At 62.8% G+C, this 25731-nt stretch carries 32 protein-coding genes and 2 pseudogenes; 15 read left to right on the forward strand and 19 right to left on the reverse strand.

Annotation, left to right across the window (positions count from 1 at the left end; genetic code table 11):
• Nucleotides 1-40: 40 nt before the first annotated feature.
• The 4 genes from ACQCSV_RS02325 to ACQCSV_RS02340 all read right to left on the reverse strand — a co-directional run bounded on the left by ACQCSV_RS02325 (nucleotide 41) and on the right by ACQCSV_RS02340 (nucleotide 2235).
• Nucleotides 41-334 carry a DUF3040 domain-containing protein gene (locus ACQCSV_RS02325; RefSeq protein WP_426939091.1) on the reverse strand — a complete coding sequence of 98 codons (294 nt, stop codon included), beginning with the start codon at nucleotides 332-334 and terminating at the stop codon, nucleotides 41-43.
• 120 nt (nucleotides 335-454) lie between these two features.
• Nucleotides 455-946 (reverse strand): hypothetical protein, encoded by a 492-nt coding sequence (locus ACQCSV_RS02330; RefSeq protein WP_426939092.1) that lies wholly within the window; start codon nucleotides 944-946, stop codon nucleotides 455-457.
• Nucleotides 947-982: 36 nt separating this feature from the next.
• The gene (locus ACQCSV_RS02335; RefSeq protein ID WP_426939093.1) at nucleotides 983-1195 is read right to left on the reverse strand and encodes a hypothetical protein; all 213 of its coding nucleotides are present in this window, start codon (nucleotides 1193-1195) and stop codon (nucleotides 983-985) included.
• Between the two features lie 65 nt (nucleotides 1196-1260).
• The gene (locus ACQCSV_RS02340; protein ID WP_426939510.1) at nucleotides 1261-2235 is read right to left on the reverse strand and encodes an A/G-specific adenine glycosylase; all 975 of its coding nucleotides are present in this window, start codon (nucleotides 2233-2235) and stop codon (nucleotides 1261-1263) included.
• A gap of 153 nt (nucleotides 2236-2388) precedes the next feature.
• Between ACQCSV_RS02340 and ACQCSV_RS02345 the strand changes: the two genes are divergently transcribed.
• Complete coding sequence (locus tag ACQCSV_RS02345) at nucleotides 2389-3072, forward strand: hypothetical protein (RefSeq protein ID WP_426939094.1); 684 nt, start codon at nucleotides 2389-2391, stop codon at nucleotides 3070-3072.
• A gap of 23 nt (nucleotides 3073-3095) precedes the next feature.
• Here the strand turns inward: ACQCSV_RS02345 and disA are convergent, their stop codons facing one another.
• The 3 genes from disA to ACQCSV_RS02360 form a co-directional block, all read right to left on the reverse strand.
• Complete coding sequence (disA, locus tag ACQCSV_RS02350) at nucleotides 3096-4172, reverse strand: DNA integrity scanning diadenylate cyclase DisA (protein ID WP_282329780.1); 1077 nt, start codon at nucleotides 4170-4172, stop codon at nucleotides 3096-3098.
• 256 nt (nucleotides 4173-4428) lie between these two features.
• On the reverse strand, nucleotides 4429-4956 hold the full coding sequence (locus tag ACQCSV_RS02355) for a TOPRIM nucleotidyl transferase/hydrolase domain-containing protein (protein WP_354155445.1): 528 nt from the start codon (nucleotides 4954-4956) through the stop codon (nucleotides 4429-4431).
• Nucleotides 4957-5224: 268 nt separating this feature from the next.
• Nucleotides 5225-7516 (reverse strand): putative transposase, encoded by a 2292-nt coding sequence (locus ACQCSV_RS02360; protein WP_426939095.1) that lies wholly within the window; start codon nucleotides 7514-7516, stop codon nucleotides 5225-5227.
• 423 nt (nucleotides 7517-7939) lie between these two features.
• On the opposite strand from ACQCSV_RS02360, the gene ACQCSV_RS02365 reads away from it, so the two are divergent.
• Together ACQCSV_RS02365 and ACQCSV_RS02370 are read left to right on the forward strand one after the other, a co-directional pair.
• On the forward strand, nucleotides 7940-8467 hold the full coding sequence (locus ACQCSV_RS02365) for a DUF2199 domain-containing protein (RefSeq protein ID WP_193341723.1): 528 nt from the start codon (nucleotides 7940-7942) through the stop codon (nucleotides 8465-8467).
• Nucleotides 8464-9087 carry a suppressor of fused domain protein gene (locus ACQCSV_RS02370; protein ID WP_193341724.1) on the forward strand — a complete coding sequence of 208 codons (624 nt, stop codon included), beginning with the start codon at nucleotides 8464-8466 and terminating at the stop codon, nucleotides 9085-9087. The genes ACQCSV_RS02365 and ACQCSV_RS02370 overlap by 4 nt, the downstream gene beginning before the upstream one ends.
• Before the next feature lie 83 nt (nucleotides 9088-9170).
• Here the strand turns inward: ACQCSV_RS02370 and ACQCSV_RS02375 are convergent, their stop codons facing one another.
• The gene (locus tag ACQCSV_RS02375; protein ID WP_426939096.1) at nucleotides 9171-10058 is read right to left on the reverse strand and encodes a hypothetical protein; all 888 of its coding nucleotides are present in this window, start codon (nucleotides 10056-10058) and stop codon (nucleotides 9171-9173) included.
• Nucleotides 10059-10490: 432 nt separating this feature from the next.
• Between ACQCSV_RS02375 and ACQCSV_RS02380 the strand changes: the two genes are divergently transcribed.
• Nucleotides 10491-10847, forward strand: coding sequence for a hypothetical protein (locus ACQCSV_RS02380; protein WP_227007953.1), 357 nt, complete (start codon nucleotides 10491-10493; stop codon nucleotides 10845-10847).
• 242 nt (nucleotides 10848-11089) lie between these two features.
• Complete coding sequence (locus ACQCSV_RS02385; protein ID WP_426939097.1) at nucleotides 11090-11539, forward strand: hypothetical protein; 450 nt, start codon at nucleotides 11090-11092, stop codon at nucleotides 11537-11539.
• 97 nt (nucleotides 11540-11636) lie between these two features.
• On the opposite strand, the gene ACQCSV_RS02390 is transcribed toward ACQCSV_RS02385, so the two are convergent.
• Nucleotides 11637-12029, reverse strand: coding sequence for a hypothetical protein (locus ACQCSV_RS02390; RefSeq protein WP_426939098.1), 393 nt, complete (start codon nucleotides 12027-12029; stop codon nucleotides 11637-11639).
• Between the two features lie 290 nt (nucleotides 12030-12319).
• Entirely contained in the window at nucleotides 12320-12469 is a 150-nt protein-coding gene (locus ACQCSV_RS02395; RefSeq protein ID WP_426939099.1) for a hypothetical protein, read from the reverse strand.
• 219 nt (nucleotides 12470-12688) lie between these two features.
• On the opposite strand from ACQCSV_RS02395, the gene ACQCSV_RS02400 reads away from it, so the two are divergent.
• Genes ACQCSV_RS02400 through ACQCSV_RS02410 form a run of 3 tightly spaced genes read left to right on the forward strand, consistent with a single transcriptional unit; the run spans nucleotide 12689 to nucleotide 13781 of the window.
• Complete coding sequence (locus ACQCSV_RS02400; RefSeq protein ID WP_426939100.1) at nucleotides 12689-13132, forward strand: hypothetical protein; 444 nt, start codon at nucleotides 12689-12691, stop codon at nucleotides 13130-13132.
• A gap of 54 nt (nucleotides 13133-13186) precedes the next feature.
• Nucleotides 13187-13348, forward strand: a complete 162-nt coding sequence (locus ACQCSV_RS02405; RefSeq protein WP_426939101.1) for a hypothetical protein — start codon at nucleotides 13187-13189, stop codon at nucleotides 13346-13348.
• Nucleotides 13349-13352: 4 nt separating this feature from the next.
• Nucleotides 13353-13781 carry a DUF6228 family protein gene (locus ACQCSV_RS02410; RefSeq protein WP_426939102.1) on the forward strand — a complete coding sequence of 143 codons (429 nt, stop codon included), beginning with the start codon at nucleotides 13353-13355 and terminating at the stop codon, nucleotides 13779-13781.
• Between the two features lie 153 nt (nucleotides 13782-13934).
• Here ACQCSV_RS02410 and ACQCSV_RS02415 read toward each other — a convergent pair whose 3' ends face one another.
• The 6 genes and pseudogenes from ACQCSV_RS02415 to ACQCSV_RS02440 form a co-directional block, all read right to left on the reverse strand.
• Complete coding sequence (locus ACQCSV_RS02415; RefSeq protein WP_056634869.1) at nucleotides 13935-14198, reverse strand: hypothetical protein; 264 nt, start codon at nucleotides 14196-14198, stop codon at nucleotides 13935-13937.
• Between the two features lie 314 nt (nucleotides 14199-14512).
• The gene (locus tag ACQCSV_RS02420) at nucleotides 14513-14842 is read right to left on the reverse strand and encodes an STAS/SEC14 domain-containing protein (RefSeq protein WP_426939103.1); all 330 of its coding nucleotides are present in this window, start codon (nucleotides 14840-14842) and stop codon (nucleotides 14513-14515) included.
• Between the two features lie 450 nt (nucleotides 14843-15292).
• On the reverse strand, nucleotides 15293-15793 hold the full coding sequence (locus tag ACQCSV_RS02425; protein ID WP_426939104.1) for a GrpB family protein: 501 nt from the start codon (nucleotides 15791-15793) through the stop codon (nucleotides 15293-15295).
• Between the two features lie 405 nt (nucleotides 15794-16198).
• Complete coding sequence (locus tag ACQCSV_RS02430; RefSeq protein ID WP_426939105.1) at nucleotides 16199-16900, reverse strand: SMI1/KNR4 family protein; 702 nt, start codon at nucleotides 16898-16900, stop codon at nucleotides 16199-16201.
• Between the two features lie 106 nt (nucleotides 16901-17006).
• Nucleotides 17007-17876 (reverse strand): annotated as a pseudogene (locus ACQCSV_RS02435) (IS3 family transposase); the annotation flags it as partial.
• 20 nt (nucleotides 17877-17896) lie between these two features.
• Complete coding sequence (locus tag ACQCSV_RS02440) at nucleotides 17897-18187, reverse strand: transposase (RefSeq protein ID WP_426939106.1); 291 nt, start codon at nucleotides 18185-18187, stop codon at nucleotides 17897-17899.
• A gap of 195 nt (nucleotides 18188-18382) precedes the next feature.
• On the opposite strand from ACQCSV_RS02440, the gene ACQCSV_RS02445 reads away from it, so the two are divergent.
• The 3 genes from ACQCSV_RS02445 to ACQCSV_RS02455 all read left to right on the forward strand — a co-directional run bounded on the left by ACQCSV_RS02445 (nucleotide 18383) and on the right by ACQCSV_RS02455 (nucleotide 20217).
• On the forward strand, nucleotides 18383-18826 hold the full coding sequence (locus tag ACQCSV_RS02445) for an NUDIX hydrolase (RefSeq protein ID WP_426939107.1): 444 nt from the start codon (nucleotides 18383-18385) through the stop codon (nucleotides 18824-18826).
• Nucleotides 18827-19003: 177 nt separating this feature from the next.
• Complete coding sequence (locus tag ACQCSV_RS02450) at nucleotides 19004-19627, forward strand: GNAT family N-acetyltransferase (protein WP_426939108.1); 624 nt, start codon at nucleotides 19004-19006, stop codon at nucleotides 19625-19627.
• On the forward strand, nucleotides 19624-20217 hold the full coding sequence (locus tag ACQCSV_RS02455) for a class I SAM-dependent methyltransferase (RefSeq protein ID WP_426939109.1): 594 nt from the start codon (nucleotides 19624-19626) through the stop codon (nucleotides 20215-20217). Before ACQCSV_RS02450 ends, ACQCSV_RS02455 begins: the two co-directional genes overlap by 4 nt.
• Nucleotides 20218-20375: 158 nt before the next feature.
• Here ACQCSV_RS02455 and ACQCSV_RS02460 read toward each other — a convergent pair whose 3' ends face one another.
• Nucleotides 20376-20840: a hypothetical protein gene (locus tag ACQCSV_RS02460; RefSeq protein ID WP_426939110.1), complete on the reverse strand. Its 465-nt coding sequence runs from the start codon at nucleotides 20838-20840 to the stop codon at nucleotides 20376-20378.
• Nucleotides 20841-21146: 306 nt separating this feature from the next.
• On the opposite strand from ACQCSV_RS02460, the gene ACQCSV_RS02465 reads away from it, so the two are divergent.
• Complete coding sequence (locus ACQCSV_RS02465) at nucleotides 21147-21380, forward strand: hypothetical protein (RefSeq protein ID WP_426939111.1); 234 nt, start codon at nucleotides 21147-21149, stop codon at nucleotides 21378-21380.
• Between the two features lie 21 nt (nucleotides 21381-21401).
• The gene (locus tag ACQCSV_RS02470) at nucleotides 21402-22004 is read left to right on the forward strand and encodes a hypothetical protein (RefSeq protein WP_426939112.1); all 603 of its coding nucleotides are present in this window, start codon (nucleotides 21402-21404) and stop codon (nucleotides 22002-22004) included.
• Between the two features lie 108 nt (nucleotides 22005-22112).
• Here the strand turns inward: ACQCSV_RS02470 and arr are convergent.
• A pseudogene (gene arr, locus ACQCSV_RS02475) lies at nucleotides 22113-22523 on the reverse strand (NAD(+)--rifampin ADP-ribosyltransferase).
• Nucleotides 22524-22532: 9 nt separating this feature from the next.
• A complete protein-coding gene (locus ACQCSV_RS02480; protein WP_282329775.1) occupies nucleotides 22533-22730 on the reverse strand; it encodes a hypothetical protein in 198 nt (65 codons plus the stop codon).
• A 121-nt stretch (nucleotides 22731-22851) separates the two neighbouring features.
• Here ACQCSV_RS02480 and ACQCSV_RS02485 point away from each other — a divergent pair, with 121 nt between their 5' ends.
• Both ACQCSV_RS02485 and ACQCSV_RS02490 read left to right on the forward strand, forming a co-directional pair.
• Nucleotides 22852-24465: a peptide chain release factor 3 gene (locus tag ACQCSV_RS02485; RefSeq protein WP_426939113.1), complete on the forward strand. Its 1614-nt coding sequence runs from the start codon at nucleotides 22852-22854 to the stop codon at nucleotides 24463-24465.
• Between the two features lie 6 nt (nucleotides 24466-24471).
• A complete protein-coding gene (locus ACQCSV_RS02490) occupies nucleotides 24472-25701 on the forward strand; it encodes a beta-ketoacyl-[acyl-carrier-protein] synthase family protein (RefSeq protein WP_354224789.1) in 1230 nt (409 codons plus the stop codon).
• The last annotated feature ends 30 nt before the right edge of the window (nucleotides 25702-25731 follow it).

Here is a 25731-nt window from a genome sequence, read left to right on the forward strand (position 1 = left end):
GTGGATCCCGGCCAGGCGGGAATGCCGTCCGGTCAGCCGCCTATTTGACCTGGTTGCGGCCGAGATTGAAGGAGCGCTTGTCCACGAGCAGGTACGTGCCGGCTCCCATCAGGAGGAAGCCGCCAACGCCGATCACGATGATCTGAGTGCTGACACCGACAATAAGCAGCACCAGTCCGGACAGGCAAGCGATGGCACCGAAGTACGTGCGGCGCCCAAACCTCGTGCCCACGGAGCCGGACGAGAGTTCCTCGGCGAGCCGCGGATCGTCTGCAGACAGGCCCAACTCCAGCTCCTCAAGCTGTTTCCGCTCTCTATCTGAAAGTGGCATCATAACCCCTTCCCGGCGGCGAACCTGTTGTAATCCATCTTTGCCGATGCTAGTAATACAGACCGTAGAAGCGTCCTGGGTGGAAGTCAAGGGAGGGGCTGGAGGGCCCTTGGCCGCCAAGAGTCACGCAGCCTGTCGCAGGCCCTGGGAGTCGAGAATAACCGAAGCGGTGACGAACTTCCCGCACTGCTCGCCGTAGGGATAGGCGCCGCGGGGCCGGAAATTCAGGGTGCGCACCGGCAGCGCCGATCCGTCCGGAGCAGCCGCGGTGGCGGTCAGCGCCATCGGGGCCTCCGTGAGGAACTCCAGCATCAGCATCCCGATCATGGTCCCGTCCGGGGAAGCCGTGGCGGAGCAGACCCCTTCCGGTGTGCAGCCCTGGTCAATCGAGGCAGTGCCGGGAAAAAGCTCGACGCCGGCTTCTTTACAGACGCCGTCCTGGCAGGCCTTGAGACGCAGTGAGCCCACCTGCGGTGCGTACTCCCGGGCCACGGTCACAGAGACCGCTGACGCCTGGGCAATCATCGGGCACGGCGTCGGGGCGGGGTAGTAGTAGCAACCAGAGGTGAGAACCGCCGTCGTCATCAGTGCCAGAAGTACCCCGGGCTTGCCCATACTCCAGCGTAAATCCGGAGATGGAAGCCGGCATTGCTACCAGGAAAGTGATGCAAACATTGTTATGGCCGTTGCTCCGAAGATCACCATAATGAGACCCGTCGCCATCCGGACCTTGGCAACAAAGGCCGGCAGCGTGGATTCGGCGGGGTTGTTTTCCTGCCGCTTGGCTTTCCGCAGTGAGCGGACCAGCGCAAAAATGACACCCGCAACAAACAGTGCCCAGATGACATACAACACGATTCTCATGAACTTCCCCCGGTTCGAGTCACCAGAAAGTATGCCATCCAGGGGCGGGCCACCCTAAAAGACGCTCAGGCCGGCAGCCGGTAACCGCCCTGGTGCAGCTCGGCCAGGCCGTCGCCGAGGAGGCCGGCAATGGCACGTTCGAGTTGTTCCGGCGCGGAGTTCAGGCGGTGCAATGCGGACAAGGGCACGCCGATTCCTGTCGCCGCGAAGCCCAGGTCAGCAGGCTCCCGCTGGAACATTTCCGTCGGCACCGGGGCTTCCGCAAGCCGAAGCACGGCTATCACGGCTCCCCGGACCTGCCGGTCAGTGCCATGCCACGCCTGTCCTTTGGGAACGTACGACGGCGGCGGCTCACCGGCCGCCAGCCACGCACAGGAGTCCCGCACCGGGCATTCCGCGCACTTGGGCGCACGCGCCGTGCAGACCAGCGCCCCCAGTTCCATCACCGCGGCGTTCCAGCGCACGGAGGTCCCGACGTCGTCCGGCAGCAGTTCCGCTGCGAGCCGCATCTCCGCGGCGTTCAGCGACGGTGAGGGGAGTGCGACGCCGGAAACCAGCCGCGCGTGCACCCGCCGGATGTTGGTGTCCACCACAGTCTCCCGGCGTCCGAAGGCAAAGGCGGCAACGGCCGCGGCCGTGTAGCTGCCCACGCCGGGCAGGGCCAGCAGCTCCGTGTAGTCGCCGGGGACCTCGCCGGCGTGGTCGCGGACGATGGCGGCGGCGGCCGCGTGCAGGCGGAGTGCCCTGCGGGGATAGCCGAGCCTTCCCCAGGAGCGGACGGCTTCCCCTGCAGGCTCACCGGCGAGCCCGGCGGGGGTGGGCCAGCGCTCAAGCCATTCCCGCCAGACCGGCAAAACCCGCACCACAGGGGTCTGCTGGAGCATGATCTCGCTGACCAGGACTCCCCACGGTGAGCAACGGGTTTCGCGCCACGGCAGGTCCCTCGCCGTCTCCGCGAACCAGCCGGTGATCCTGCGGTGCAGCGCGGCGAGCTGGTCGGGGCGGAGTCCACCCGGGCCGGACGGGTCGTCCACGGGCATGGCTGGGGAAAGGGTCATGGCGTCGATTCCAACACTGTAGTGGATTCCCGGGAGCCGCGCGAAGATTCCCGCGGACAAACTGTGACCTTAGCGTTGACTGGGGGACCGGCGTGGTGGGACGGCAGATTCCGGCGGGTTCTCTAGCCTAGAAGGATGGGCAGGCAAGGCAATTCATCACCGCGCAAGACGGCATCCGCATCCGGTTCCCGGGGCGGTTCCGGCGCTACCCGGCAGCCGAGCGCAGCCGTCTACCGCCGCCGTCGGCTTTTTATGGGAACAGCCCTGCTCATGGCGGTGGCGCTCACCTTCGGTGGCTTTGCGGTGGCCGGTGCGCTCAGCGGCACCGAGCAGGCAGCTTCCACGGGCGGCGCCACCGAATCTGCCCCCGCCCCCGGCCCATCGCCGTCGCAAACTGCGGGCACGGAACCCACTGCCACGCCCACGCCGTCCTGCAGTCAAAACCTGGTGACGGTGTCCGCTTCGACGGACAAAGCCGCCTACGGCCCCGATGAGAACCCGCTGCTCACCCTGAAGGTGACCAACGGCGGAACCATGCCGTGCGAGGTGAACATCGGAACGTCCCAGATGGAGTTCCTGGTGACCAGCGGTGCGGACAGGATCTTCTCGTCCAAGGACTGCCAGGCCAAAAGCGAAGACCTGATGAAGACGATTGCCCCGGGAGCCAGCGAAACGGCGAACTTTCCGTGGGCCCGTAACCGCACGCTGGAGGGCTGCAGCCCCATCGAAGCCAAGCCAGGAGCGGGCGGGTCGTACTACATTTTCACGGCCAAGCTTGGCTCGAGGGCCAGCCCCAAGGCCGTGTTCCAGCTCAGCTGATCCGCCCCTTCGGTGGGTGGGGATTAGAGGAAGCGGTCCAGCAGGCTGGCTTCGGCCATCCGGCTCAGGCCTTCGCGGACGGTGCGGGCGCGTTGGTCGCCGATGCCGTCAACGGTCATGAGGTCGTCAATGGTGGCCGCCATCAGGAACTGCAGGCCGCCGAAGTGGTCCACCAAGCGGTCGGCAACAGCCTTGGGGACTGCCTTGAGCCCGGACAGCAACCTGTAACCGCGCGGCTGCACCACGGCGTCGAGATTGGCCTCGCCGCCGGCGAAACCGACGATCCCGGAGATCTTGCCCAGGTCGATCAGCTCTGTAGGGCCGAGGTTCACCAACGCAGTGACGGCCCGTTCGATGTCCTCGGCGGACGCGTCCGGCCGGGCGTAGTCGCGGATGATGACATCGCTGCCCGGGCCGCGGCCAACCGTGAGTTCATCGAGCTGGAGGGACAGAAGCCGGCCGTCCTCGCCGAGTTCCAGGACATACTGCGATATTTCCTCGGAGATCCGGCGGACCATTTCCTGGCGCTGCAGGGTCACTGCGACGTCGCGGACGGTCACCATGGCCTCGATCTCCAGCGCGGACAGGGAACTGGTCACCTGGTCCAGCCGCGAACGGTACCGTTCCAGCGTGGCGAGGGCCTGGTTGGCGCGGGCCAGGACCTTCTCGGATCCCTCCAGCACGTGCCGGAGCCCGTTCACGTACAGCGCGATGATCTGCATGGACTGGCTGACGGAGATCACGGGAACGCCGGTCTGGATGGCCACGCGCTCCGCCGTGCGGTGGCGGGTGCCGGATTCCTGGGTTTCGATGCTTGAGTCCGGGACCAGCTGGACCGCGGCCCGGAGAATGTTGCCGGCGTCCTTGTCGCAGATGATGGCGCCGTCCATCTTGGCCAGTTCGCGGAGCCTTGTGGGGGAGAAGTCGATGCCAATGTCGAACCCGCCGGAGCAGATGGAATCGATGGTCCGGTCCGAGCCCAGCACGATAAGCGCACCGGTCCGTCCCCGGAGGATGCGCTCCAGGCCATCGCGCAACGGCGTGCCTGGAGCCACTCTGCCCAGAGTCGCCTTGAGCGATTCTTCGGGGCTCCGAGCCATAGGTGTTCCCTTCAAAGGTGCAGACTGCCGCCCGCAGGTACGCCGGTTTCTCACTCCGCCGGCAGGATCAAAAAGTACTCAGTTTCCCGCAAGCTCAATGATAGAGGTAAGAAGCGGCAACAACCGCACGGACAAGCCCCAAAGTGCCCCGTTAGGGGGTGCCCTAAAGTGCCTCGGGGGCGCGTGCGACGGCGGCTGGTCGGGTGGGCACATTTGGCCGGTTTGGGTGCGTGGCGGCCTCTGCGCCCCCACCACATCAGAATGAGGCAACGAGGCTCGCGAGCGGCGGAGGTGCATGCCCGGTTGGCAATGCGTCGACGAGCAGGGGCGCGTACCGGACCTTGTTACCGCTGCGTCCCCCGAAGAACCGGCGCAACTGCGCCGTTTTGGGCCGGTCTCGCTGAGACGGCTGGTGTTGGAGTATCCGGAACGACGCGAGCTCGCCCTGAGCCGCGATGACACCGGGAACGCCGTCAACCCCAAGGCAGCGGATGAGTTCATCCTCCAGGTCGGCGTCACAGACGTGGAAGCCAAGCTCCGCGAGCGGGCCCGACCCGATGCTGGCCCGGCCGAGCGCACGAGCGATGCCACGGGACTCCCGCACATCACACAGACCTAGCAACTGGTGGCCGGCGCCGTCCGGGCCGTAGCGGTCGAGGAAGCGGACGATGCTGCTGGCGCCTCTCATCGGGGCCACCGTCACCCGCTCGGCGGCCAGGTCATGGCCAAGGCTCACGGCCAGCGTCTCCACCGCCATCCGGTCACTCTCGCCCTCAACCAACACCGTCGTCGCCTGCATGGAACCAGTATGCCGAACGCCAGCCTGGGTGGCTCGCGCGCCGTCAGATCTGGCACGGGCTGAGGGTCGTACGCGTTAGTCCGTCGAGCGTCACCGCGATGAGTTCGGCAAGCTCCGCCGGAGTGTGCGTCCCTGCCCGGCAAGGCCCTGGCCGGAGAAGGTCTTGTCCGGGCGTCATCCCAAGGCGACCCGGGCGTTTTTTCTCGGCGCTGAGGTCCAGGGCTCCTGACATGGTGAGCTATTGCGTGTGGGGTCAGGCGTGGTTTTTGATTTCGTAGCGCAGAATTAGCCCGGTGCCGGTGCCGGTGCCGGTGCCGGTGCCGGGGTAGCGGGTTTCGGTGGTGGTGAGGTGCTGGCAGAGCTCGCTGATTGCTGCCGTGGCGCGCGCCGTGGGGAGTGGGTCCAGGCGGATCGTGAGGTAGCCGGGGGTTGTGGTGTCGATATCGCCGCTGCCGGTGAGCGCCTGCCGTGCCAGTGCGTGGGCTTCTTCGGTGGCGCGGGCGTAGCCGGTGTTGGTCCGGATTTCCCTGGCGAGGGTCGTGGCGGTGTTGAACGCGGCCATCCTGATCGCGTGGGTGATCAGTTTCGTCTCGGTGTCGAGGACTTGTTGGCCGGGTGAGAGTTCTCCCAACGTGACCCGGACGGGGATCTTCTGGTGGGCAGCTTCTGCCTGGTCCAATGCGGCTTCCGCGTCCCAGAGGGGTGCGGTGACCTGGTTGTGCATGGCGTTGGTGATGGTGACTTCGTTGGTGCCTGGGGCTGGTGTCCGCAGCGCGAGCATCGCGGCGTCTGTTCGAGCCAGGACCTGGTCGTAGTGGGCGCGGGCGGCGACGACTTTTTGGTAGGCCTTTTTCTTGTCCGGGTTCGGTACTGACCTTTCGGGGTCATCATCGGTGGAGGGGTAGGCGTCGTGGGAGTCCAGGTCGAAATGGATGCGGGCGTAGCGGAAGTAGTCTTCCTGCCGCCAGCGGGAGCCCATCCGGTAGATCACTTCACCGGCGGGCATCCCCTGATCGGTGGTGAGGATGTGGATCTGCCGGGTTGTCCCGCCCCGGGCCGGGACGATGCGGCTGATCTGTCGCATCCGGAACGCTTCCCCGGTGGCGGCCATGGCCAGGTCAACGGCCGTGTCCGCCGCGTTCCAGGTCCTGGGTTCCCCGTGGGCGTCAACATGGGCGACCTCGGTGAAGCTGTTCTCGGGGATGTCCGTTGTGGTGCCTTTGCGCCAGGTCAGGACGTCGAAGCCGGCCTCGTCCATGTGCTTGAAGAGCGACGGTGACCAGCCTCCCCGGTCAAAACCGACCAGCACCCGCCGGGAGTCTCCGATGATGGTGCGCAGTTGGGGCAGCAGGGCCCGCAGTTGACCGGTCAGGGCGGTGCCGGGTTTGGCCATGACGACCAGCACCGGGGACCCGTGCGCGTCGGAGACCCAGGTTTCCTCGGTCGCCGGGACCGGGAACTTCAGCCTCGTGGAGTGGACTTTCCCGATCTTCTTCCCGCCTTGGTAGGCGCGGACGTGCCCGTCAACATAGAGCACAGCAGCCAAATCCCCACCCTCACCATCGCCGCTACCGGCACTATCGCCGCCGGCTGGGTTCAGGTGGTGGATGGCGAGGGCGGTGAGCAGGTCCCCGGCCTTACCGGTCTGGGCCAGGTGACTGATTTTGCGGCGGATGGTTTTTACTTCCGGGGCCCGGTCCAGGCCCAACACCCGGCCCAGGGCCACGGGATCGATCCGGGTGGCGCCTTCGGCACGGGGTTCCCCGGCCAGGGCCCGCAGCACGGCGTCAAGGAGCATTGTTTCCAGCCCGTAAAACCCGTCAGGCAACGCCCCGAACGTTGCCTTCGCGCAGGCCAACAGCCCGGTGGCCTCCAGCGCCGGCAAGGCCAGAAACAGCCCGGCCAACGGCACCCGGGCCGCCGGGGCAAACACCGGAACCGCGCATTCGAGGAGCCCGGAACGGGCTGCTGCCCGCTCCCCGGAACGATCCGTCGGCTCCGGCAGCACGGGCAACACCAGCTGGGTCGGCGACGTTGATGCGCCGGGCGCTGATCCGCCTTTGTCAGCGCTGATTTGGCCGGTTTCCGGGGTGTTTGACTCATTGCCGGCGAGGGCGCGCCGGACAGTGTCGGTGGAGACCCCGGCCGCTGCAGCCGTTGCCCGAAGGCTCGCACCACCGGCACGCAGGCGGCGGATCGCGGCCGCTTTCTCCCCGGTCAGCACCGTCGGGCCCTTGGGGCCTTTCTTCACCGGCGCCAACGCGGACACGCCCTCACCGGTGAGACTGACCCGCCAGCGCCGCAAGGATTCCGGGGTGACGCCAAAGCCTGCCGCAACCTCATGGACCCGGGCCGCACCGGCCCGCACCAGCTGCACCGCGGCCAGGCGACGCAGGTCATCCTGGCCGGCATCCCACACCCAGCACAACTGTCCGTTAAGGAAAACCTTGCCGCCGTGCGTCTCATTTTCCAGCAACGCCGCCGATTCGCCGATCAACACGGCACCAAGGTCTTCGATCAACGGCAGGGGCATCTGGGTTGGCATCAGACCCATCCTCCCACCCCCATCACCAGCAAAATAGTCACACTCTTATTATCTCACATTTGAGAGCATGATTAAAAGACTTTGGCCAGTAAGAATCCCCGGAAACTCAACTAACTACCCGCACGGCCTCCCGGCCATGTCAGGAGCCCTGAGGTCGTGGTCGTTGTGGATACACGGGCGTACCGATAAGGATTCCCGTCGTGCTTCAGCAGGTACCGTTTATCCCCCCGTCACCGGGCATTTTCTCGGGCGGGTCTTACGGGAATCGGGCGGCCGCGGAAACCCGGCGAAGCGTGATCCGCAAAGTTTGGGTATCCCTTGCGCCGATAGGGGACCGGCTAACGGGACGATTTGAGAGAGAAGGAACATTGTGAGGCGGTAGGCTCGGCAAGTTGAGCGCCACAAGACATAGAGGGGGAGCTAATGGACGGTCATGCCAAGTGGGAATGCGGAACTTGTGGGCAGCAACATGAGGGGGTCGCCATGGTGTTCGGGCCGCAGGCGCCAGATCCTTGGTTGCAGGCAACCCAGGCGGAACGCGACGCAGGCGAACTGAACTCTGACATGTGCGTCCTCGAAATCAAAGGCGAGTGGCATTACTTTCTCAGGGGACATATCGAAATCCCTATCCTCGATGCACCTGGTGAAGTTTTCAGCTGGTCCGTGTGGGTCTCAGTCAGTGAGGAAAGCATCCAACAGGTGGCAGACCACTGGGAAGACCCGGCACGTGCGTCCCTGCCCCCAGTGTTCGGGTGGTTATGCAACGAATTGCCCTACGAGCACTCAACCATCTCCACTCCAACCCTTGTGCATAGTAGGGACCCAGGAGTTGTTCCCTTCATTCAGCTCGACCCGTCGGTGGACCACCCCTTGGTCGGAGAGCAGGGTATGGGCATAACGCTGCATCGGCTAGCGGAGATCAATCGCCTGGTCGAAGTGGAGGCCCCGTGAGACATTTAGAGGATCTGGAAGCGCACTATACGTCCGCTGTCGGCGCCGAACCTGAGTTCGGCACGATGACCTCGTTGGAGGGCAACACTGTTGGCATCTTCTACTGGCCCAAGGCATCATCACGGATGGGGGTCCACTTCTACGCTTCCGCCGGCATCAGCGTCCCCGGTCCCGGCGGCCGCGGCCATTCACACACAGTGGAAGTCTTCACCGGCATCAAGCAGGACTCTCCTCAAGTTCGAGAGGCGTTCGCCAACCTCATCACGAGCATGGTCTGCAGCACCACGCCGCACCCGGCCTGTCACGGCGTCTTTGTCGCGGGGGACTGGAAAGTTATCGAAGGCCGAAAGTTCACCGGCTGGGTCCTGACCGAACGGCCGGATGAACTCATTTCAGACCTGCAGCTGAAGGACGGGCGCCACATCACTTTCCTTGACGCGCTGCCGGTTTTCCCTGAAGAGGCAGAGTTCCGGCACGGCAACCGAGCGGACGATCTGCTCGGGATGTGGGAAGAATGGGAAGTGAAGTCCGCGGATCTTGACCGGGAGTTGCACCCAAGCCTAAAGAGGCCGAAAAAGACCTCGTGGCTGCGGTCCGCCCTGGATATGGGACGGCGATGACACGGACCAGGGAGCCGGAGCACCCTACGGGTTTCCTGACGCAGCCAAGGACGTTTCGGAAGTAGTCGGGCACCGACACGGTTCTATAAATCGGAGCGTCGCGGAATGACTGCGGCCAATTTTTTTTGGGCGGCGTCGATGATCTCGGCCAGCTGCGGCTCGTAGCCTGAGTAGTCAGCAAATCGTAGGACGCCGTAGGTAACCACAGAATTCGCAAGGTTGAGGATTTTGGTGATTGCCACGGGGTCGGGAGCCCTGTCGGTTTCGAATAACCCAGGCGCAATCTCCTTCCCGGGGTTAACGATTTGCAGCTCCAACGATGGCCATCTCTTGCCATGTGCCGATCCCGCTGAGGCGCGCCATAGGCGCTCAACCACTTCTGCATCGACCAGATCAGCATCTCCCGACCCCTTGGCCGCTACTGTGGCAGCTGCTTCTTTGACAATGTTCATATATCCCGGAAATCGGCCGATGTCCTTTTCACCGATGAATGGCTCCAGCCTGTCCAGAACAATCTGGCGGGCCAGTTTAAGACGCTTCTTGCGTTCATCGCCCAGGGCTTTGCGTTGCTCCTCAAGGTCATCAAGGAGTAGGCAAACGTGGCGTCGGGCGCACTCTCGCGCCGATTCGCCGTTCATCATCCATACTGCCTGCGAGGACGATTCGATCGCGGCACGTGACAAGGTTTGAACGGGCCGGAAAGTATGAGTTACATGAGCTTCCTCGTGAAAGCGGAGCGGAGCTACGTGATCCGCCCATAGCGTCATATGTTCGATTCCCGCGGTTAGAAATTCTCGACACCAGTCAGAAGAGCGCTCGGGAGGATAGTGGGCATTCATCTCCTCAAAGTTGGACCCGCTAAGCGGCTCTCCAATCTGCGAGAGGATGTCGGCCAACAACCGCGAGGATTGAGCCACTGCTATCCAAGGTTCAATCGTCGCTCTATCGATCGCAATTTTTGTCATAGCCATGGCCTCACCCTAAGTCCTCGATTCCGCGTGCTGCCGATACTGAGCGTCGCATGGCATTCAGACCATGGCCCTGGGCCTATAACCAGCAGTCTTCTCGCGGAGTCCGCTGAAGGTTCCCTGAGCGGGCACCCGGCCACTTTCGGCTGACAGAACGAAGCCAAAATACCCGCCGCGATTCACAGCGTATGGCGGCCGGCGGAGCTTTTCGTATAGATAGCGCCGGTATCAATTCGGTCGCAGTCGCGTTGAGTAGGGGTCACATTCCTTTGGGCGGCTTTAGGCTGGGGCAACGGACCAGCTATCTGATTGGGGACAGATATGGAGCACCGCCTAGCCTTGGGCGCTGTAGCGGCCATCGCTCTTTCTTTGGCGTCATGTGCGGCAACGCCAGGGGACTCACCGACCATTGGATCTCCCTCACAGACCCCTTCAATGCAGCAGGAGTTGCCAACCGATTTGCTTCTCAGTGATGGGGGCAAGAAGGCCGTAGTTCAATCCGGCCCGTCTTCGGCTCCGAGAGTGGGAGCGCAGCTCACGGGAAGCTTGGAAAAGGACGAGGCCGGATGCGTCATCGTGCGAGCGGCAGACGGTGATGATTACACGTTGGTTTTCCCCAGAGGAACGCACTTCGATGGCGAGTCATTGGTTCTGCCCGATAGCTCATCTCTATCTGAGGGAAATTCCGTAATCCTGGATGGTGCCCGCGTTCCCGCAAACGAAAGCCTGAGCATGTGTATGAACTACGCCAGGCTCTTGTCCGTGGAAAAAGGCACCGTCATCCCGAAGTAGTCGCGTCGCTGCGCTTTTGACGACACGACTTTCAGCGTTCTGCACCTACTCGCCGGGACTTTGTTGCTGACGTTGAATAGTCTGCCCGGTCAGGGTTGCCTCATAGGCATAGACATGGTTTCGCCATTCTTCGTTAGGGTGAGGGTTATGTGGGCGGCAGGGGCCGGTGAATCACCCAGTCCTACCGTTACATCGTGCTGGGGGCGCGCCGCCTTCGCGCGCCTTTGGACATTGGACAACCCTTGAAAAAGACTATTCCCGCCCTCGCTACGGCTATTGCTGCCCTGCTGCTCACTGGATGCTCATCGTCCGTTCCCCAGACAGCACCCACCACCGCTATGCCGGCCCAGACGGCAGCCAGCCAGACGGCTGCCGCTCCTGAGTCCATTCCCAGCGCCACCAATGAGCCGGACAAGACCGCAGACTTCAGGACAGCCAACGCGAACGCGCCCTGGGTGGGCCAGGTCAAGTCTGTGACTGAAACCGAGTCAGGCAGGATTCGCATCGAGACCAGTGTCGTGGACCCGCGCGGCGCCAACGGCAGCGACGCGGCCAAGACCGCGATCGCCATCTGCGAGTCCGCCGTTGCTCTTCTAGAACCGAGCTACGTCTCGGTTCTAGAAGATGATGGCACCAACTTCGTCCTGTTCGAACACCCATCAGTACCCAAGGGTGCCTGCACCGAGGTCTGACCGTTGCGTTGCCACAACCCGCTGCAACTGCCCCCTCCACCAAGGAACTCCGAACCATCTGACGATCATCAGTGACTCATGCCCCGTTGAAGGTTCCTCAAACGGACGGGCTTGTGGCTCTCTTCTTCCTTATTGAGAAGAGAGCTAGGGCAATTCCTGCCACTGCGATCGGCAGGGCCGTTATGTACGCTCCGCTGCCCAGATATGTCAGGGCCCCGCTTAGAGGGTAGGTCCCACCAATCCACCCGACAGCCACCAACGTAGCCCTTCCGACGGTTGAACGGGGGTGACCCAGCAACGCAATAAGGCTCACCGAGAGGCACCAGGCCCCGGCTAGAAGGAATATGAACGCACCGACGAACGCAAGACGGTCGGCGGTAAAAGCGCCAACAAAATTAACGAAGCCAATTAGCGCCAGGACGAGTCCAAGAAGCAGCAGCCCCAGTTCCGACACTAAGAGGGCCGGGCGTTCGATAAGCGATTTGAGCATGGAACGACCCTAATTGGAGCGGCTACGACTGGCCATACCAACTCCGATTCGGTGAAAACGCTGAAGCTGTCCCGTTTAGGGACCGGCTAACGGGCGCACTCCGATGCCGCGTCAGCCTCGTCATCGCAGTCGCCCGCCATGGAGGCTCACCTTTTAGCTGCTCCTCCGTAGGCCACCCCCGTCGGTAAGCTCGTCCCATGGGGGAATCAAAAGAGCTGCCGGTACTGCCTGAAGGATGGCGCTGGGAAGGTTTGGCCGGGCCGGAGCTGGCATGGCTGGGTGAAGGTTTCCTAGAGGATCCTGTCGACGGTCCGGTCCCCAATGGCTTCACGCACAGCACTTGGATTCTCCACGCCCAGTTCCATCGCCCGTCTGACGTGCCGCCGGAACCTGAACCCGATGACGTCGACGAAGTTCCAGGCTTCGGGTTCGGAGCGCATGCCCCTGAGGGGTGGCAGAGGATCACCTGGGCTGAGGTAGCCTCGCGGAAGGGCGTTTCCCTGCAGGGCCCCGCCGGGGATAGCGGCCTTGAGATTCCGCCGGCTTACTGCTGGTCGGCCCTTCTAAACGACAGCGATGCAGACTACGTGGTGATGCATCCCGGCATTCACCCTGACGATTCGCTCTGGCCAACGGAAGGTTCTCTCGGGAAGGCTGACTTGGAGACGCTCATTCCGATCCTCGCCGCGCACACAGGCGCGACCCGCATGCGCGGCAGGTTCTCGCCCATCACCAGCCCCTTCGATGTCGAGGCCATGCGAGTTTTCAGCTTCGATCTCACCACCATGCTGTCCTCAATGCTTGCCACCGGACAGCAGGAGTTCACTCCGGAGCTGTGGTGGGCTGAAGACAAGGCCTGGGTGCTGTGGACTGACTATGACCTGATGGGCACGAGGGTGTTCGGCAGCGATGACCTGATCGACGCCCTGGGGGGTTCCCCCGACATCGAAACGCTGGACTGGCGCCGCGTCCGGCTCCGCCCGCCTTCACCGCCGCGGCCCCCAAGCCGCATGGAAATGCGCTTCCAAGAGCTCCTGGCAGAGCAGGAAGCAGCAAAAGCTCAGAAGCAGGAAGCAGGAGGGCAAGACTCAACCGAGGGCTGAGCGTTCACGCGCAGCCCTCGCATAGCCTAGGACCAACGACTAGTGGGGGTAGCAATGAATCTGAGTCCGGCCATCGGCATCATCGGCGTCCTTTACGCCGCCTTCACGATCCTCCTGGCGGGCTTGGCGGTATACGCCCTGGTGCTGACCATCGTGTTCCTGCGGCTGCGGATCGCGGAACTGAAGAGATCCGCGCCGTCAAAGAACAGCCCCTGAACTGATGGAGACGGTGAGAGTCGAGGTAGGACGGCCGGAGCGGCTCACCTTCGGCGACGTGCAACGCGGGTCGGACGGGGTGGTGCTCAGCATGGTTGTGGCCGCGGAACTAAATGGCCTCACGGCCCGGCGTGATGTGGTCTCCCACTACAAGAATGGGTTCGATGACCTAGCGCTGCTTTTCACCGATCTTGCTGAGCACTGGCGAGGCTGGAGCGGGACCAAGGATTACAGGTCGATTGAAGGCGACCTCCTGCTGCAGGCGGACCATACGGGGAGTCACGTCGAACTGCACTTCACCCTTCAAGATTCCGAGTTCCACAACTCGTGGTCTGCGCGGGGCAAGCTGACGCTCGATGCAGGAGAAGAACTCGCACGCGTCAGCGAGGACCTCAAGAAACTGTTCAGCCCTCCGCAGGAGCCGATTCGGTGATTTAGGTAAAGCACGGCGAAGGGTTTCGTTCCGTTGCCCGTTTGCGGCATCGTTTCAAAGGCGCCCGGTGAAGGATCGCCAAACGGGACACGAGGTGAGGCCGTTCGCGGCCGGTAGGCGGTTTTCGCGCACCTGCGCTTCCGAGAAAAGTAACTACGCCTCGACGAGAATCACCAAGGTCTCGGGCAGCACGCCGTCATACGCCATCGCCTCGGCCCCGGCCTCGGATTGCATCAGGGCCATGACGGCATCCATGTCGGGAACGTCCATCAGCACCGCGACTTGCGTCGGGTTCTGTGGGTTGACGAACGTCCGGATGTTAGTGACGCCGAGGGGTCCGAAGATCTCTTCGCGTTTCGGTGAGGCAAGCCAATGGTCCTTGTCCTTTACATCGTGGTGGCCGATCACGGTTGGCATAGCGCGTCCTCTCGAAGGGGGCCAGCGGTCCACAGGCCCACTGCGCAGAACGCTACTGGTCGTTCCGCACCCAGACAAGGCTTTTCGTGGCCGCATCTCCCTCGGTCTGCGGGCTGCCCGCAAAGGGTTCCGCAAGCGGGGCGGCAAAACCGCCATTTCAAGCTGCGATTTAACCGCCAAACGAACTCAATAATCACAGTCCGCGGCAGGACGCCGCGCTGCTGTAACGACAGCGGAGCGGCCGATTCTCGAGTCGTAGCATTCTCGGAATCCTTCGTTTTCAACGACGGGCCGACGATGGAGAAGGCCGTGGATCATCCGATGGTTCGGAGCCAGCTGATGGCCTCGTCTTTGTCCGTGAAGTATTTCGTGGGGCACCTGGGCGGGGCCGGTCGAAGAAGTCTGTGGGCGATGACGCGGTCAACCTGTGTTTTGCCCAGGACACCAAACGCTGTGACGGTGGCTGCCTCACCGAAAGCGCTGATCGCCTCCGGGCTGAAAGAGCCGATGCCGGTGATCTGCAGAAGCACTCCGCCGGGTTTTCCGCCGGTGAGCGCCAGCAGTTCTGCACAGGTGCGGACGCAGTCGTCCTTTGTGATCAGGGTGTTGGGCGGCAGGATGATCCGGCTTATTCCCACACTCACGCGGTCGACGGAAAAGCCTGGGTGACTCTCGGTAAATATGTGATCCGGCGCGATCTGGATCCGGGGTACCCCGGTTCTCTGGAGCAGGATCGTGCGGTCCGGAAGCGGCCCGCCAGTCTCGGTGAGATGTTGAATTGTCATTGAGCCCCCAATGTTGTGGCAACAACCGCCGCTCCGGAGCCGACTGGCCATTGCCCGTCCCGGGCCACGCTGCTCCGGGGTTGCTGACAGGCTATATCGAATACGGGGACGCGTCGATCAAACACGAAAGCATTGTCCGCTGAGCGTTCCTCTAACGGATCCCCGAACGGGATGGAGTTGTTTCACAGACTGCCGGTCGTGCAAGAATCGCCGTATGGATCAGGATGAGCGGCACAGGGACGAATTGATGATCCTCGAGGCTCTGGTGCAGGCGATGGATCGGCGCGGCCTCCGGGACGCCGGTCTGCACTAGTCGGGGCCTCCGGCGCTTTTGAGGATCGCCGCAACCACGTCCGCTTTGTGTGTTGTGTACGCGCCCCAGTCTTTGGTACTGGCGGCTGCTTCGCGCTTGACGCTCAGATAGCGTTCCCTTGCTTGGATGTCCTTCCGCAAGATGTCGCGGAACAGTATGCGTCGGTGCCATTGGCGTCCCTGGATCTGGACAAGGTGGACGACGATCTCTCTGTTACTCCTGTCGGGCAGGCTGAACCACGCGTGTCCTTCTCTGTGGCCCTCGCAGTCGAATCCATCCGAGCTGAGCAGGTCCATGGCGGTCGACCATTGGTGTAGGTTCACGCCGACCAATACGTCGACAACGTCCTTGGCAGGAAGATCCGGAATGGAGGTTGAACCTATGTGCTCGACCTCCGCGTCCGGTAACAGGGAAGCCAGCCTTCCGCGCACCACGTCAAATCTTGCTGCCCATCCCTGTGGGTCAGCAGGGATAAGTTCGATGCTGTCGGATTCCATAATCCCTACCGTGGGTGCTTGGAAAGAGGCCCCGAGGCTCGGCTGCTCTGACGAAGACAAATGCGACATTTACCCTGATGCTAATACATGCGGCTGCCTGGCTATGCAGATGGATCGGGTGTGCATTGGTGGTGGTCACACGCCCGAAAGGTCCCGCCCAAATTTTCGGAGACCGCGGGGTCGTGCATGCTCAGTTGTGCCCTTTCGACGCATCGCCTAAAGCCCGGTCAAGGTTCCCCAAAGGGACGCCCGAACCCTAACTCGAGCGGCTGTCCACGAGGCACTCCGAATGCAAAAGAAGGGAGGCGTCGAAACGGTCGCTATTGCCTCGTTCATTTCCTGACCAAGTCGGGATCTGGCTGCCCGGTCGCGGGGCAGGCGTTCAAGGGCTCCCCGTTCGCTGGCTTATCGTTCCCGAACGAATTTCCAATTCAGACTGCCGTCTATAACCGAGGGCCTGACGGAGAGGGATGGTCGTCCTGTTCGCAGGCTGGTCAGCGTTTCGTCCAGGAGTTCTTCGACGGATGGCCAGATGGCGGGACGCCAATCGGCCTCTCCCTTGAAATACTCGCTGACGCAGCCGTGCTGCCGCCCGGCCCTGAGATCGACGAACAGGAAGTCGCCGGCGTTATCGTCTGCGATCGGCAGGAATGAGGAGATGAACATCCAAGCGCGGGTACCGGCCTCATCAGCTTCAGCACCTGCTGGATCATAGGGTTTATGGGGTTCGGGCACAGGAACGCTGCTGTGGGCTTCACCGACTGCCCGCAGGTTTCGGTAAATTGGGGAACTTTTTCTCCGCTCGAATTCTGCATTGGAATCCGCCCCGAGCTCCGCCTCGATGCTCAGCATCATTTGCCGCACTTTCTCAGCTTCTTCCAGAGGAAGTGGCCGATAGCCCGGGAGAATATACCCCGCCGTTGACGGTTCTGCACCGTCGAAGAGGCGATACATGGTCGACAGATCGCCGGGCCAACCGATCGGCGCGGCCTGTTCAAATGAGCGGACAAGGGGATCCGGTGCGGGTGCTCGGATGGTTTTGGCTGTTACGGGGGCGTTGATGTTCAGCCAGTTAACAATGCCGGTCCAGAGTTCCTGTGTCCCCATGGGGTGAATCTACGTGCCTTTGCCCTCAATGGACACGTACGAGGCCAAGCATCAATACCTTTGAGGTGTGTCAAGGATGTGAGACAGTCGCGTAGTTTCTTTTTGGTCAGGCAGCCGCTGGAAGCGGTTGCGCGGTGGGTGTGAAAGCCGCCATTGCTGTGGCCGGCGGGAGGCCGTCATTGTTGCTGTGGGGCCGCCAGCGGTTGTAGAACACTTCGATGTACTTCATCACTCCGCGCCGGGCTTCCTGGCGGGTTGTGAAGCTGTGGTGGTGGTAGAACTCGTTTTTCAGGGATGAGAACGCCGACTCGGCCACTGCATTATCCCAGCACACCCCGGTGGCTCCCATGGACTGTCGGATGCCGTTACCGGTGCACCAGACACTCATTTCCCGGGATGTGTACTGCGTTCCGCGGTCGCTGTGAAAAATGGCACCAGGCTGCAGATGACCGCGGTCCCTGGCCATCTTCAGCGCCCCGGTAGTCAGAGAGGCACGCATGTGGTCAGCCATCGCCCAGCCGACGACCATGCGCGTGCACAGATCGATGACAGTAGCCAGATACAGCCAGCCCTCGCCGGTGCGCAAGTATGTGATGTCCCCGACCAGACGGGTTCCCGGGGCGGCGGAGGTGAAATCCCGCCCGATGAGGTCCGCGAAGACCTTGTCCGGATCCGAGGGAATCGTCGTGCGCTTGAACGCCCGCATCCGCTTCGCGGCCCAGCCGTTCTCCGCCATGATGACCGCCACCGTTCCCACCGACACCTCGATGCCAGCGGCGGCAAGTTTCGTATGGACCATGCGGTGCCCGAATATCCCGTCGGAAGAATCGAACATGACCTTTACGTGTTCTGTCAGCTCCCGGTGCCGGGCCGCCGTCGGGGACTCTTCCGCGGCCAGCCACCGGTAATACGAGGCCCTGGAAATGCCCAGCCGCCCGCACATCCATTGGATGGGGAACTGCGCGTTCTTCGCCTGAACAAGGCGGTAGAGATCCTCTACCGTTGTTCTCTGGCGAAGAACGCTGAAACTTTTTTTAGGAAGTCATTTTCCCTCTCGACTTCACGCAGCCGGGCTTCCAATGCCCTGTATTTCGCCGGATCCACCGGATCATCGGGTTTGCCCCCGCCCTCCGATTGGCCCTCATGATGCAGCCGCACCCAACGCTTCAGAGCGGTTACGGAAATCCCCAGCTCCGGCGCAACCGAAGCCGGCGAACGTCCCGAGGAAATCACCAGCGCAACGGCATCAGCTTTGAACTCATCGGAATAGGTTGGTCGAGCAGACATGGGCACAATCCTTTCAAACTGTGTCTCACATCAGTAGTACACCTCACTTCCTCGAGTCGGGCGCGGAGAGAAGTCGGGCTTGAGCAAGGGTTCTTGCGGATTCGGGTCTTACGCGTCTGACGCCAATTGGTCGTCCGGTAAAGGTTCCTCTAACGGATCCCTGACCGGACACGAACGAAACCTATGATCGAATCCATGCAATTGATCAGAAATATTGCCGTCGGACTGCCTGTCCGCGATGGATATGTCCTTGTGTCGGGTGCAACAGATTCCGTAAAAGGCGAAGCGTTCTATAGGGCAATTGGAGGTGGCATCGAGTTCGGAGAGACTGCCGACGTCGCCCTGCGCCGGGAGTTTGAAGAGGAGCTCGGAGTGGCTTTGGAAACGGTGGAGCTACTCGGTGTTCTGGAAAACATCTTCGAATACGAAGGGCTCGCCGGCCACGAAATTGTGCATGTCTTCGCCGTGACAGCCAACGAACTAGACATCATCCCGATCGATGCCGACCTACACGTTCTCGATGAGGGCAGCCCCGTTGGCTGGAAGAGTATCAGCGATATCGACCGCCCGCTCTACCCCACCGGGGCGCTGCAGATGGTTCTGAACCAGGCTCCGGCTCACCCCTGGCGGCGGCTGTGATGTTCGCCCATGAGAAGCAAGGGAAGACCCCTTGAAGCTGCCTTGGGCACCATCAACTCTGCAGTTGACGAGCCACGCAGGAAGTGCCCGGTGAGGGATCCCCTCCCGGGCGCCAGGGCGTCAGCAGAACCACCGGCCTAAGGACGAGGTTCCGAGAGCTTCTGACAAACTGGCCGCATGACCACGATCTTCACGCATAAGCCGACAACCGAGGGCCCACGCGTCAAACTGCGACCGATTCAGGCTCAGGACGCACCTATAGTGCATCGGATGCTCCAGGACGCTGAAGCTGCAATTCTGACCGGAACAGTGCACTCCAGCAGCCAGACAACGCTGCCATGGACTCTTGATGACCTCCGCGTGACGTACGAACGCTGGAGCTCCGCTGATGACCGTCTCGTCCTCGCCGTGATCGATCAGGCGACGAACGCGATGGTTGGAGAAGTCGTGCTCAACGACTTGAACGAGTTGAATCGCTCCTGCGGCTTCCGCACTTTCCTTGGCGCCGAAGGCCGCGGCCGGGGACTTGGCAGTGAGGCGACCGAGATGATTGTCCGGTACGGCTTCCAGGAGCTTGGTCTTCATCGGATAGCTCTTGAGGTTTACGCCTTCAACCCGCGGGCCCGGCAAGTCTATGAGAAAGTAGGATTTCGCTACGAAGGCACGGGCCGGGACGCGCTGTGGTCCGACGAGCAATGGATTGACGTCCACTACATGTCGATCCTCGAAACTGACGTACCACTGAGTAGAGGATCGGCAACCGGGCACCTGTCCGTAGCCTGCCTAGACTCGAACGCATGATCAGCGCTGTCAGCGATGCGTATTCGCGTCGGGCGGTGGAATACGTCGAACGCTTTGCTTCACTCGGTGCTGTGCACCCTTCAGATCGTCAACTGGTGGCGACGTGGGCGGATGGCATCGAGGGTGCGGTCATCGACGCCGGCTGCGGTCCGGGTCATGGGACGAACTTCCTCAGTGAAGCCGGGGTCCCTGCAGTCGGAGTGGATCTGGTTCCGGAGTTCATTGCGCACGCCCTCGGTACTTATCCCGGCATTCCGTTCCGGACAGGCAGCCTCGACGCCCTCGACGTCGGCGCCGGGACAATTGGCGGAGTGCTCGCCTGGTACTCACTAATCCACTATGAGCCAGACACGATCCGCACTCCTCTCCTGGAGTTCAGTCGGGTCCTTAGCCCTGGCGGCGCCTTGCTGATCGGCTTCTTCCACGGCCACGTCGTCGAGAAGTTCGATCATGCGGTCGTCCCGGCATACCAGTGGCCGGTAAGTGACCTCTGCGACGAGCTGGTAGCTGCGGGCTTCAATGTGGTCGAGACGCACGCCCGGACAACCACCGGGCAGCGATCCCACGGAGCAATTCACGCCATCCGCTGAGGTGTTCGGTGGGGGATCCCTTACCGGACGGGCCGCTCCGGCGCAGTAATTGAAATTGGGAGCATCGTCTCAAGTGCAGCCCGCAAGGGGATGGTAGCGCGGCTCGTTTCCCACACCGGGACCGGCCCCGCATCAACCTCTGCTGACGCTTCCGTAGCTCAGGCCCGCCGCGGTGGCCTGGTGAGGAGGAGCAGGACCGCCGAAGTCACGACAACGGCCGCAAAGACGGCGGCCAAGTGAATCCAGAGTGCCGCGCCGTTGTACATGGTAATACCGACTGTCAGCAGCGCGGCCGCCAGGAGCGCGGTGACCGCCTTGTTTTCTCGCCGAAGGCCGGCAAGAAGCATCAGTGACGGAGCGGCGTACCAGGCCACGCTTGCCGGGCCCATCGCATTGATCTGGGTGATCACGGCCCCGCTTCCCGGAATCACGCTAACCAGCGGCTCGAAGAACATCGAAGCGCAATGGAGAATCAGACCCGCCAGACCTGCCGCTGTCAGGCCCAGGTCCAGGGTGGTGAGCTGGGTTGCCAGCCTTTTCGGGGGCAGTCCCGGTACCAGAAGCCGCGAGAGTAATAACGACAGGACAACGACGGCGAGCCCCACCACATACACAGTCGACATGTGCACAGACTACAGAGTCCGGCGTGAGGGAATGCGGTCTGCCCTCCATGATCCAACAGCGGCCAGGCCCGATGCGATGAACACTCCTCCACCTCGCATCCACGAACACGCGGCGCCCAAGCCAAATATGTGGATATGATCGCTATGTGGCGGCGTTCTGTGATCGCTATATGGCGAATAAGTGTCCGTAAGCCGATCCCTCTGCGGGACACGCCTGGGGGTTGTGCTCTTTAGCCGGTGTCTTTGCCGGAGCCCCTCGCACGGCGGACTGTGTACACACGACTTCCGGGGTGCAACACTGCGTTGATGAACATCTTTGAGTGGTGGCTTCTGGTCGATATGGAAACACGCGGCTGGCTTATTGAGCACAATGGCGAGCCGCTGCCGCAGCATGTCATCGCCGATATCTTGGCGGTTACGGGCGGCGAGACCGATTCTGAGTGGTGGGCTGGCGAATCAGAAGACGGACCCCAGCTTTCCGACGAGGCCGTAGATTGGATCGAGGCTGTCGCCAACGATGAGGAGCCGACTATCGGCTGATAATTTTCTGCCGCGTCCCGCTTGCGGCGTACGTCAGACCGCCATGTTGCCTTCGGCAAATATGGCGGTCGTGGGGTCTACGGGGCAGGGCTGCGGCTAGACATCGGAGCCGATGGCATTGCCGAGCTTGGCCATGGTCTGCTCGTTACGTCGGTAGTGCGAAAACTGGCCGATGCGATGGTGATTGCGGTATACGCCTCCATCAGCAAAGAGCTCGGCATCCCTTTCCGGTTCCCGGGCAAAGCTGGGGCGTACACAAGCCTGATCGAGATGACCGACTTAGGGCTGCTGGCGGAAGCGACCGTCTGGGCGGCAACGAACCCCGAAGGTCAGAATCAAGCCTTCAACATCACGAACGGTGATATGTTCCGCTGGTCCTCGATGTGGCCGAAAATTGCAGAGTTCTTCGACCTCGACGTAGCGCCACCTTTACCGATGAGCCTGAGCGATGTGATGGCAGACAAATCTGATCTGTGGGATGCAATGGTTGCGAAGCACGCTCTGGCGAAGACCCCCTACTCTAAGGTGTCTTCCTGGCAGTTTGGCGATTTCGTCTTCGCGTGGGATTACGACGTTATCGCCGACTTCAAAATCGAGACGAGCCAGCTTCAACGCATATGTTGAAAGCGAAGAGATGTTTCTGAGAATCTTCCAGAATCTCTGAGATCAGCGGCTGATTCCCTAAGCCGGTCCGCCCTACGTACTATGCCCTTGAAGGAGCGTTGATCCTCGTCAGTTGATGATTTGGCCTCGCTCGTCCGCCCTTAGTGCTGCGAGTCGCTCCTTCCAGGCCTGTAGCGCCTCGGGCGCCTGTCGTGTCCAATCGGTGACTTCGCCGACGACCCTGAGCGGGGCACTCCTGCGACATGACCGGGTGGGGTTGCCGGGGAATTTCTTGTCGGTCACGTTGGGGTTCGTTCTCGAATGCCCCGGTCGGCTCGACCTCGTAGACGCGCGGGGCGCCGTCACCCGCCGCGAGTTCCGCGGCGAGTCCCGCGCCGTTCGGAAGAGCGGTGAATAGATGTGATTCATCACGACTTCGGGACGGTAGTTCGACCTGAAGCCCGCCCTGAGGAGATCACCGTCCCGGAGGTTGGCTTTCGTGCCGTGAAAGAACGGACCCTCGTCCAGGGGTTTGCTCACACCTACAGCCTAAGCGTCTGAACCGCTGGCTGCCCGGAGGGAGAGAATCGCCCTGGCGGCGAAAGCGATGCCGGCTAGAAGAAGTACCACGGCCGAAATGATGAGGTACCAGACTCCGTTGGAGCCCAGTGCGGTGGATACGCCGATGAGGGAGAAAATAACTGCCCCCAGCGACCAAATGAGCGTTGCTCTCTTGGTGTTATTCATGGCCCCAGCCTAAAGACCGCCGCTGCGATAAACTTGGAACTTGGCTCTCACAGAGCCATGCTTCCCTCCTTGAGGCCTGCCGAGCGCCTTGGGGTAACCCCACCGCAGCGAAAGTAGCACCGTGTCCCAAGATGTCCTTAGCCCCGCCCGGGTCAACCAGATTCACAAACAGGCGGCCCGGCGTCGGACCTTTGCTGTCATTTCGCACCCTGACGCCGGCAAGTCCACCCTCACCGAGGCTCTGGCACTGCACGCGAAGGTGATCGGCACGGCCGGCGCCTCCAGCGGTAAGGCCAACCGCAAGGAAACGGTTTCGGACTGGATGCAGATGGAGAAGGACCGCGGCATCTCCATCAGCTCCGCCGCCCTCCAGTTCTCCTACCGGGACACCGTCATCAACCTGCTTGACACCCCCGGCCACGCGGACTTCTCCGAGGATACCTACCGCGTCCTGGCCGCCGTCGACTGCGCGGTGATGCTCGTGGACGCCGCCAAGGGCCTTGAAACGCAGACCATGAAGCTGTTTGAAGTCTGCAAGGCGCGGAACCTGCCCATCATCACCGTGATCAACAAGTGGGACCGGCCGGGCCTGGACGCACTGGCGCTGATGGACGAGCTCACCGAGCGCACCGGCCTCCAGCCCATGCCGCTGACCTGGGCCGTGGGAATATCCGGTGACTTCCGCGGCGTCTGGGACCTCCGCCAGGACCGCTTCGCCCGCTTCCAGCGTAACAATTCCGGCGCCAACATCGCCCTGACCGAGTACTTCACGCCCGAAGAGGCCGCGGAGACGCAGGGCAGCAACTGGACCGATGCCGTGGACGAGGCCGGCCTGGTCATCGAGTCCAACCTCGAATTCGACGTCGAAGCCTTCCACGCGGGCACCGCCACCCCCATCCTTTTCAGCTCCGCCGCCCTGAACTTCGGTGTGAAGGAACTGCTGGACGCCCTGGTGGACTTCGCGCCGCACGCCGCCCCCCGGCCCGACGTCGAGGGCAGCCCGCGCCCGGTCGAATCGTCCTTCTCCGGCTTTGTCTTCAAGGTCCAGGCCGGCATGAACAGGGCCCACCGCGACCACGTCGCCTTCATTCGCGTCTGTTCCGGCGTTTTTGAACGCGGCATGGTGGTCACCCAGACCCGCACCGGAAAGTCATTCGCCACCAAGTACGCCCAGCAGGTCTTCGGCCGCGAACGCGAGGTCATCGACGAGGCCTACCCCGGCGACGTTGTGGGACTGGTCAACGCCTCCACCTTGCGCGTGGGCGACAGCCTGTTCCTCGAAGACGCGGTGGAGTACCCGGCCATCCCGTTGTTCGCCCCGGAACACTTCCAGGTGGCCCGGTCCAAGGACCCCAGCAAGTTCAAGCAGTTCCGCCGCGGCATCGAGCAGCTCGAGCATGAGGGCGTCATCCAGGTGCTTCGCTCCGACGTCCGCGGCGACCAGGCGCCGGTGCTTGCCGCCGTCGGCCCCATGCAGTTCGAAGTGGTGGAGGACCGCATGGCGCATGACTTCAGCGCGCCCATGCGGCTGGAACGCCTGCCGTACTCCATCGCCAGGATTTCGACGGCGGAGGCCATGCCCACGCTGGCCAACGTGCCCGGTGCCGAGGTGCTGTTGCGGTCCGACGGCGAATACCTTGCCCTGTTCAACGACGTCTGGGCCCTGCGCCGGATCGAGAAGAACCACCCCGATCTGACCCTCGTGCCCATCGGCACCCACAACCCCGCAAAGTAGCGTCCAATGTCTGCAGACCACCCCCGCGCGCTGATCACCGGCGTCGGCACCATCAACCCGCTCGGATCCACGATGGCAGAAACCTGGACCGGCCTGCTGGCGGGGCAGTCCGGCATCGCCGCGCTGGATCAGGAGTGGGCGGAGCAGCTGCCCGTGCGCATGGCCGGACAGGTCACCGCGGACCTTTCGGAGCACCTCACCACGCGCGAGCTGAAGAGGATGGACCGGTGCGGGCAACTGGCGCTGGTGGCTGCCCGGGAAGCCTGGCAGCAGGCAGGGGCGCCCGACGTCGACCCCGAACGGTTCGCCGTGGTGATCGGCTCCGCCTATGGCGGCCTCGGCTCCACCCTCGAACAGGACCGTGCGCTCGCCAGCGGCGGCCCGCGCCGGGTCTCTCCGCACACCCTCACCCGGCTGATGGTCAACGGCCCCGCGGCCTGGGTCTCCATTGACCTCGGCGCCCGCGGCGGAGCCCGGACCCCGGTCAGCGCGTGCGCGTCCGGCGCGGAAGCAATTGTCCAGGGCGCCGAAATGATCCGCTCCGGAGCGGCCGACGTCGTGATTGCCGGCGGCGTGGACGCATCCGTCAACGACCTGGTGATCACCGGGTTCTCCCAGATCCGGGCACTGTCCACGCGCAACAGCGAACCCAAGCTCGCTTCGCGCCCGTTCGACGGCGGCCGCGACGGCTTTGTCCTCGCAGAAGGCGCCGGCATTGTGGTGCTTGAGAGTGAGGCCCACGCCCGGGCGCGCGGCGCCGCCATCCTTGGCGCAGTGGCCGGCGGGGCGGTAACCTCCGACGCCAACGACATCGTGGCCGCGGACCCCGCCATGCAGCGGAGGGTCATGCAGAAGGCCCTGGAGTCGGCCGGAATGCAGGCTTCGGAGATCGGCTTCGTCCATGCGCATGCCACCTCCACCCCGGTAGGGGACCGGCTGGAAGCCCAAGCCATCAACGCTGTTTTCGGTGCCGAGGTGCCCGTGACCTCCACCAAAGGCCACACCGGCCACCTGCTGGGCGGTGCCGGTGCGCTCGCGGCGGTTGTGGTGGTCCAGGCCCTGCAGACCGGGCAGCTCCCCGGAACCGCGAACGTCGGGGCGCTGGACCCCGAAGTGAACCTGAACGTCATCACGGAAAACGCGCACACGCTGGCGCCGGGCTCCGCCCCCGCCGGCCTGGTGAACGCTTTTGGCTTCGGCGGACACAGCGTTGCCCTGGTGATCACGGCCAGCTAGCCCGTTAGCCGGTGGCGCGGTGGTCCACGG

It is taken from the genome of Pseudarthrobacter sp. S3, assembly GCF_050156905.1.
GTDB lineage: Bacteria > Actinomycetota > Actinomycetes > Actinomycetales > Micrococcaceae > Arthrobacter.

What these genes read in the sequence shown, in the direction of transcription:
- ACQCSV_RS02425 (WP_426939104.1), bottom strand. Translation starts at nt 15,793, where the DNA reads ATGGAATCCGACAGCATCGAACTTATCCCTGCTGACCCACAGGGATGG.
- ACQCSV_RS02330 (WP_426939092.1), bottom strand. Translation starts at nt 946, where the DNA reads ATGGGCAAGCCCGGGGTACTTCTGGCACTGATGACGACGGCGGTTCTC.
- ACQCSV_RS02440 (WP_426939106.1), bottom strand. Translation starts at nt 18,187, where the DNA reads ATGTCTGCTCGACCAACCTATTCCGATGAGTTCAAAGCTGATGCCGTT.
- ACQCSV_RS02410 (WP_426939102.1), top strand. Translation starts at nt 13,353, where the DNA reads ATGGAGACGGTGAGAGTCGAGGTAGGACGGCCGGAGCGGCTCACCTTC.
- ACQCSV_RS02450 (WP_426939108.1), top strand. Translation starts at nt 19,004, where the DNA reads ATGACCACGATCTTCACGCATAAGCCGACAACCGAGGGCCCACGCGTC.
- ACQCSV_RS02365 (WP_193341723.1), top strand. Translation starts at nt 7,940, where the DNA reads ATGGACGGTCATGCCAAGTGGGAATGCGGAACTTGTGGGCAGCAACAT.
- ACQCSV_RS02360 (WP_426939095.1), bottom strand. Translation starts at nt 7,516, where the DNA reads ATGCCAACCCAGATGCCCCTGCCGTTGATCGAAGACCTTGGTGCCGTG.
- ACQCSV_RS02405 (WP_426939101.1), top strand. Translation starts at nt 13,187, where the DNA reads ATGAATCTGAGTCCGGCCATCGGCATCATCGGCGTCCTTTACGCCGCC.
- ACQCSV_RS02375 (WP_426939096.1), bottom strand. Translation starts at nt 10,058, where the DNA reads ATGGCTATGACAAAAATTGCGATCGATAGAGCGACGATTGAACCTTGG.
- ACQCSV_RS02490 (WP_354224789.1), top strand. Translation starts at nt 24,472, where the DNA reads ATGTCTGCAGACCACCCCCGCGCGCTGATCACCGGCGTCGGCACCATC.
- ACQCSV_RS02415 (WP_056634869.1), bottom strand. Translation starts at nt 14,198, where the DNA reads ATGCCAACCGTGATCGGCCACCACGATGTAAAGGACAAGGACCATTGG.
- ACQCSV_RS02465 (WP_426939111.1), top strand. Translation starts at nt 21,147, where the DNA reads ATGAACATCTTTGAGTGGTGGCTTCTGGTCGATATGGAAACACGCGGC.
- ACQCSV_RS02345 (WP_426939094.1), top strand. Translation starts at nt 2,389, where the DNA reads ATGGGCAGGCAAGGCAATTCATCACCGCGCAAGACGGCATCCGCATCC.
- disA (WP_282329780.1), bottom strand. Translation starts at nt 4,172, where the DNA reads ATGGCTCGGAGCCCCGAAGAATCGCTCAAGGCGACTCTGGGCAGAGTG.
- ACQCSV_RS02390 (WP_426939098.1), bottom strand. Translation starts at nt 12,029, where the DNA reads ATGCTCAAATCGCTTATCGAACGCCCGGCCCTCTTAGTGTCGGAACTG.
- ACQCSV_RS02325 (WP_426939091.1), bottom strand. Translation starts at nt 334, where the DNA reads ATGATGCCACTTTCAGATAGAGAGCGGAAACAGCTTGAGGAGCTGGAG.
- ACQCSV_RS02445 (WP_426939107.1), top strand. Translation starts at nt 18,383, where the DNA reads ATGCAATTGATCAGAAATATTGCCGTCGGACTGCCTGTCCGCGATGGA.
- ACQCSV_RS02395 (WP_426939099.1), bottom strand. Translation starts at nt 12,469, where the DNA reads ATGCGCTCCGAACCCGAAGCCTGGAACTTCGTCGACGTCATCGGGTTC.
- ACQCSV_RS02340 (WP_426939510.1), bottom strand. Translation starts at nt 2,235, where the DNA reads ATGCCCGTGGACGACCCGTCCGGCCCGGGTGGACTCCGCCCCGACCAG.
- ACQCSV_RS02455 (WP_426939109.1), top strand. Translation starts at nt 19,624, where the DNA reads ATGATCAGCGCTGTCAGCGATGCGTATTCGCGTCGGGCGGTGGAATAC.
- ACQCSV_RS02430 (WP_426939105.1), bottom strand. Translation starts at nt 16,900, where the DNA reads ATGGGGACACAGGAACTCTGGACCGGCATTGTTAACTGGCTGAACATC.
- ACQCSV_RS02380 (WP_227007953.1), top strand. Translation starts at nt 10,491, where the DNA reads ATGCAGCAGGAGTTGCCAACCGATTTGCTTCTCAGTGATGGGGGCAAG.
- ACQCSV_RS02480 (WP_282329775.1), bottom strand. Translation starts at nt 22,730, where the DNA reads ATGAATAACACCAAGAGAGCAACGCTCATTTGGTCGCTGGGGGCAGTT.
- ACQCSV_RS02460 (WP_426939110.1), bottom strand. Translation starts at nt 20,840, where the DNA reads ATGTCGACTGTGTATGTGGTGGGGCTCGCCGTCGTTGTCCTGTCGTTA.
- ACQCSV_RS02335 (WP_426939093.1), bottom strand. Translation starts at nt 1,195, where the DNA reads ATGAGAATCGTGTTGTATGTCATCTGGGCACTGTTTGTTGCGGGTGTC.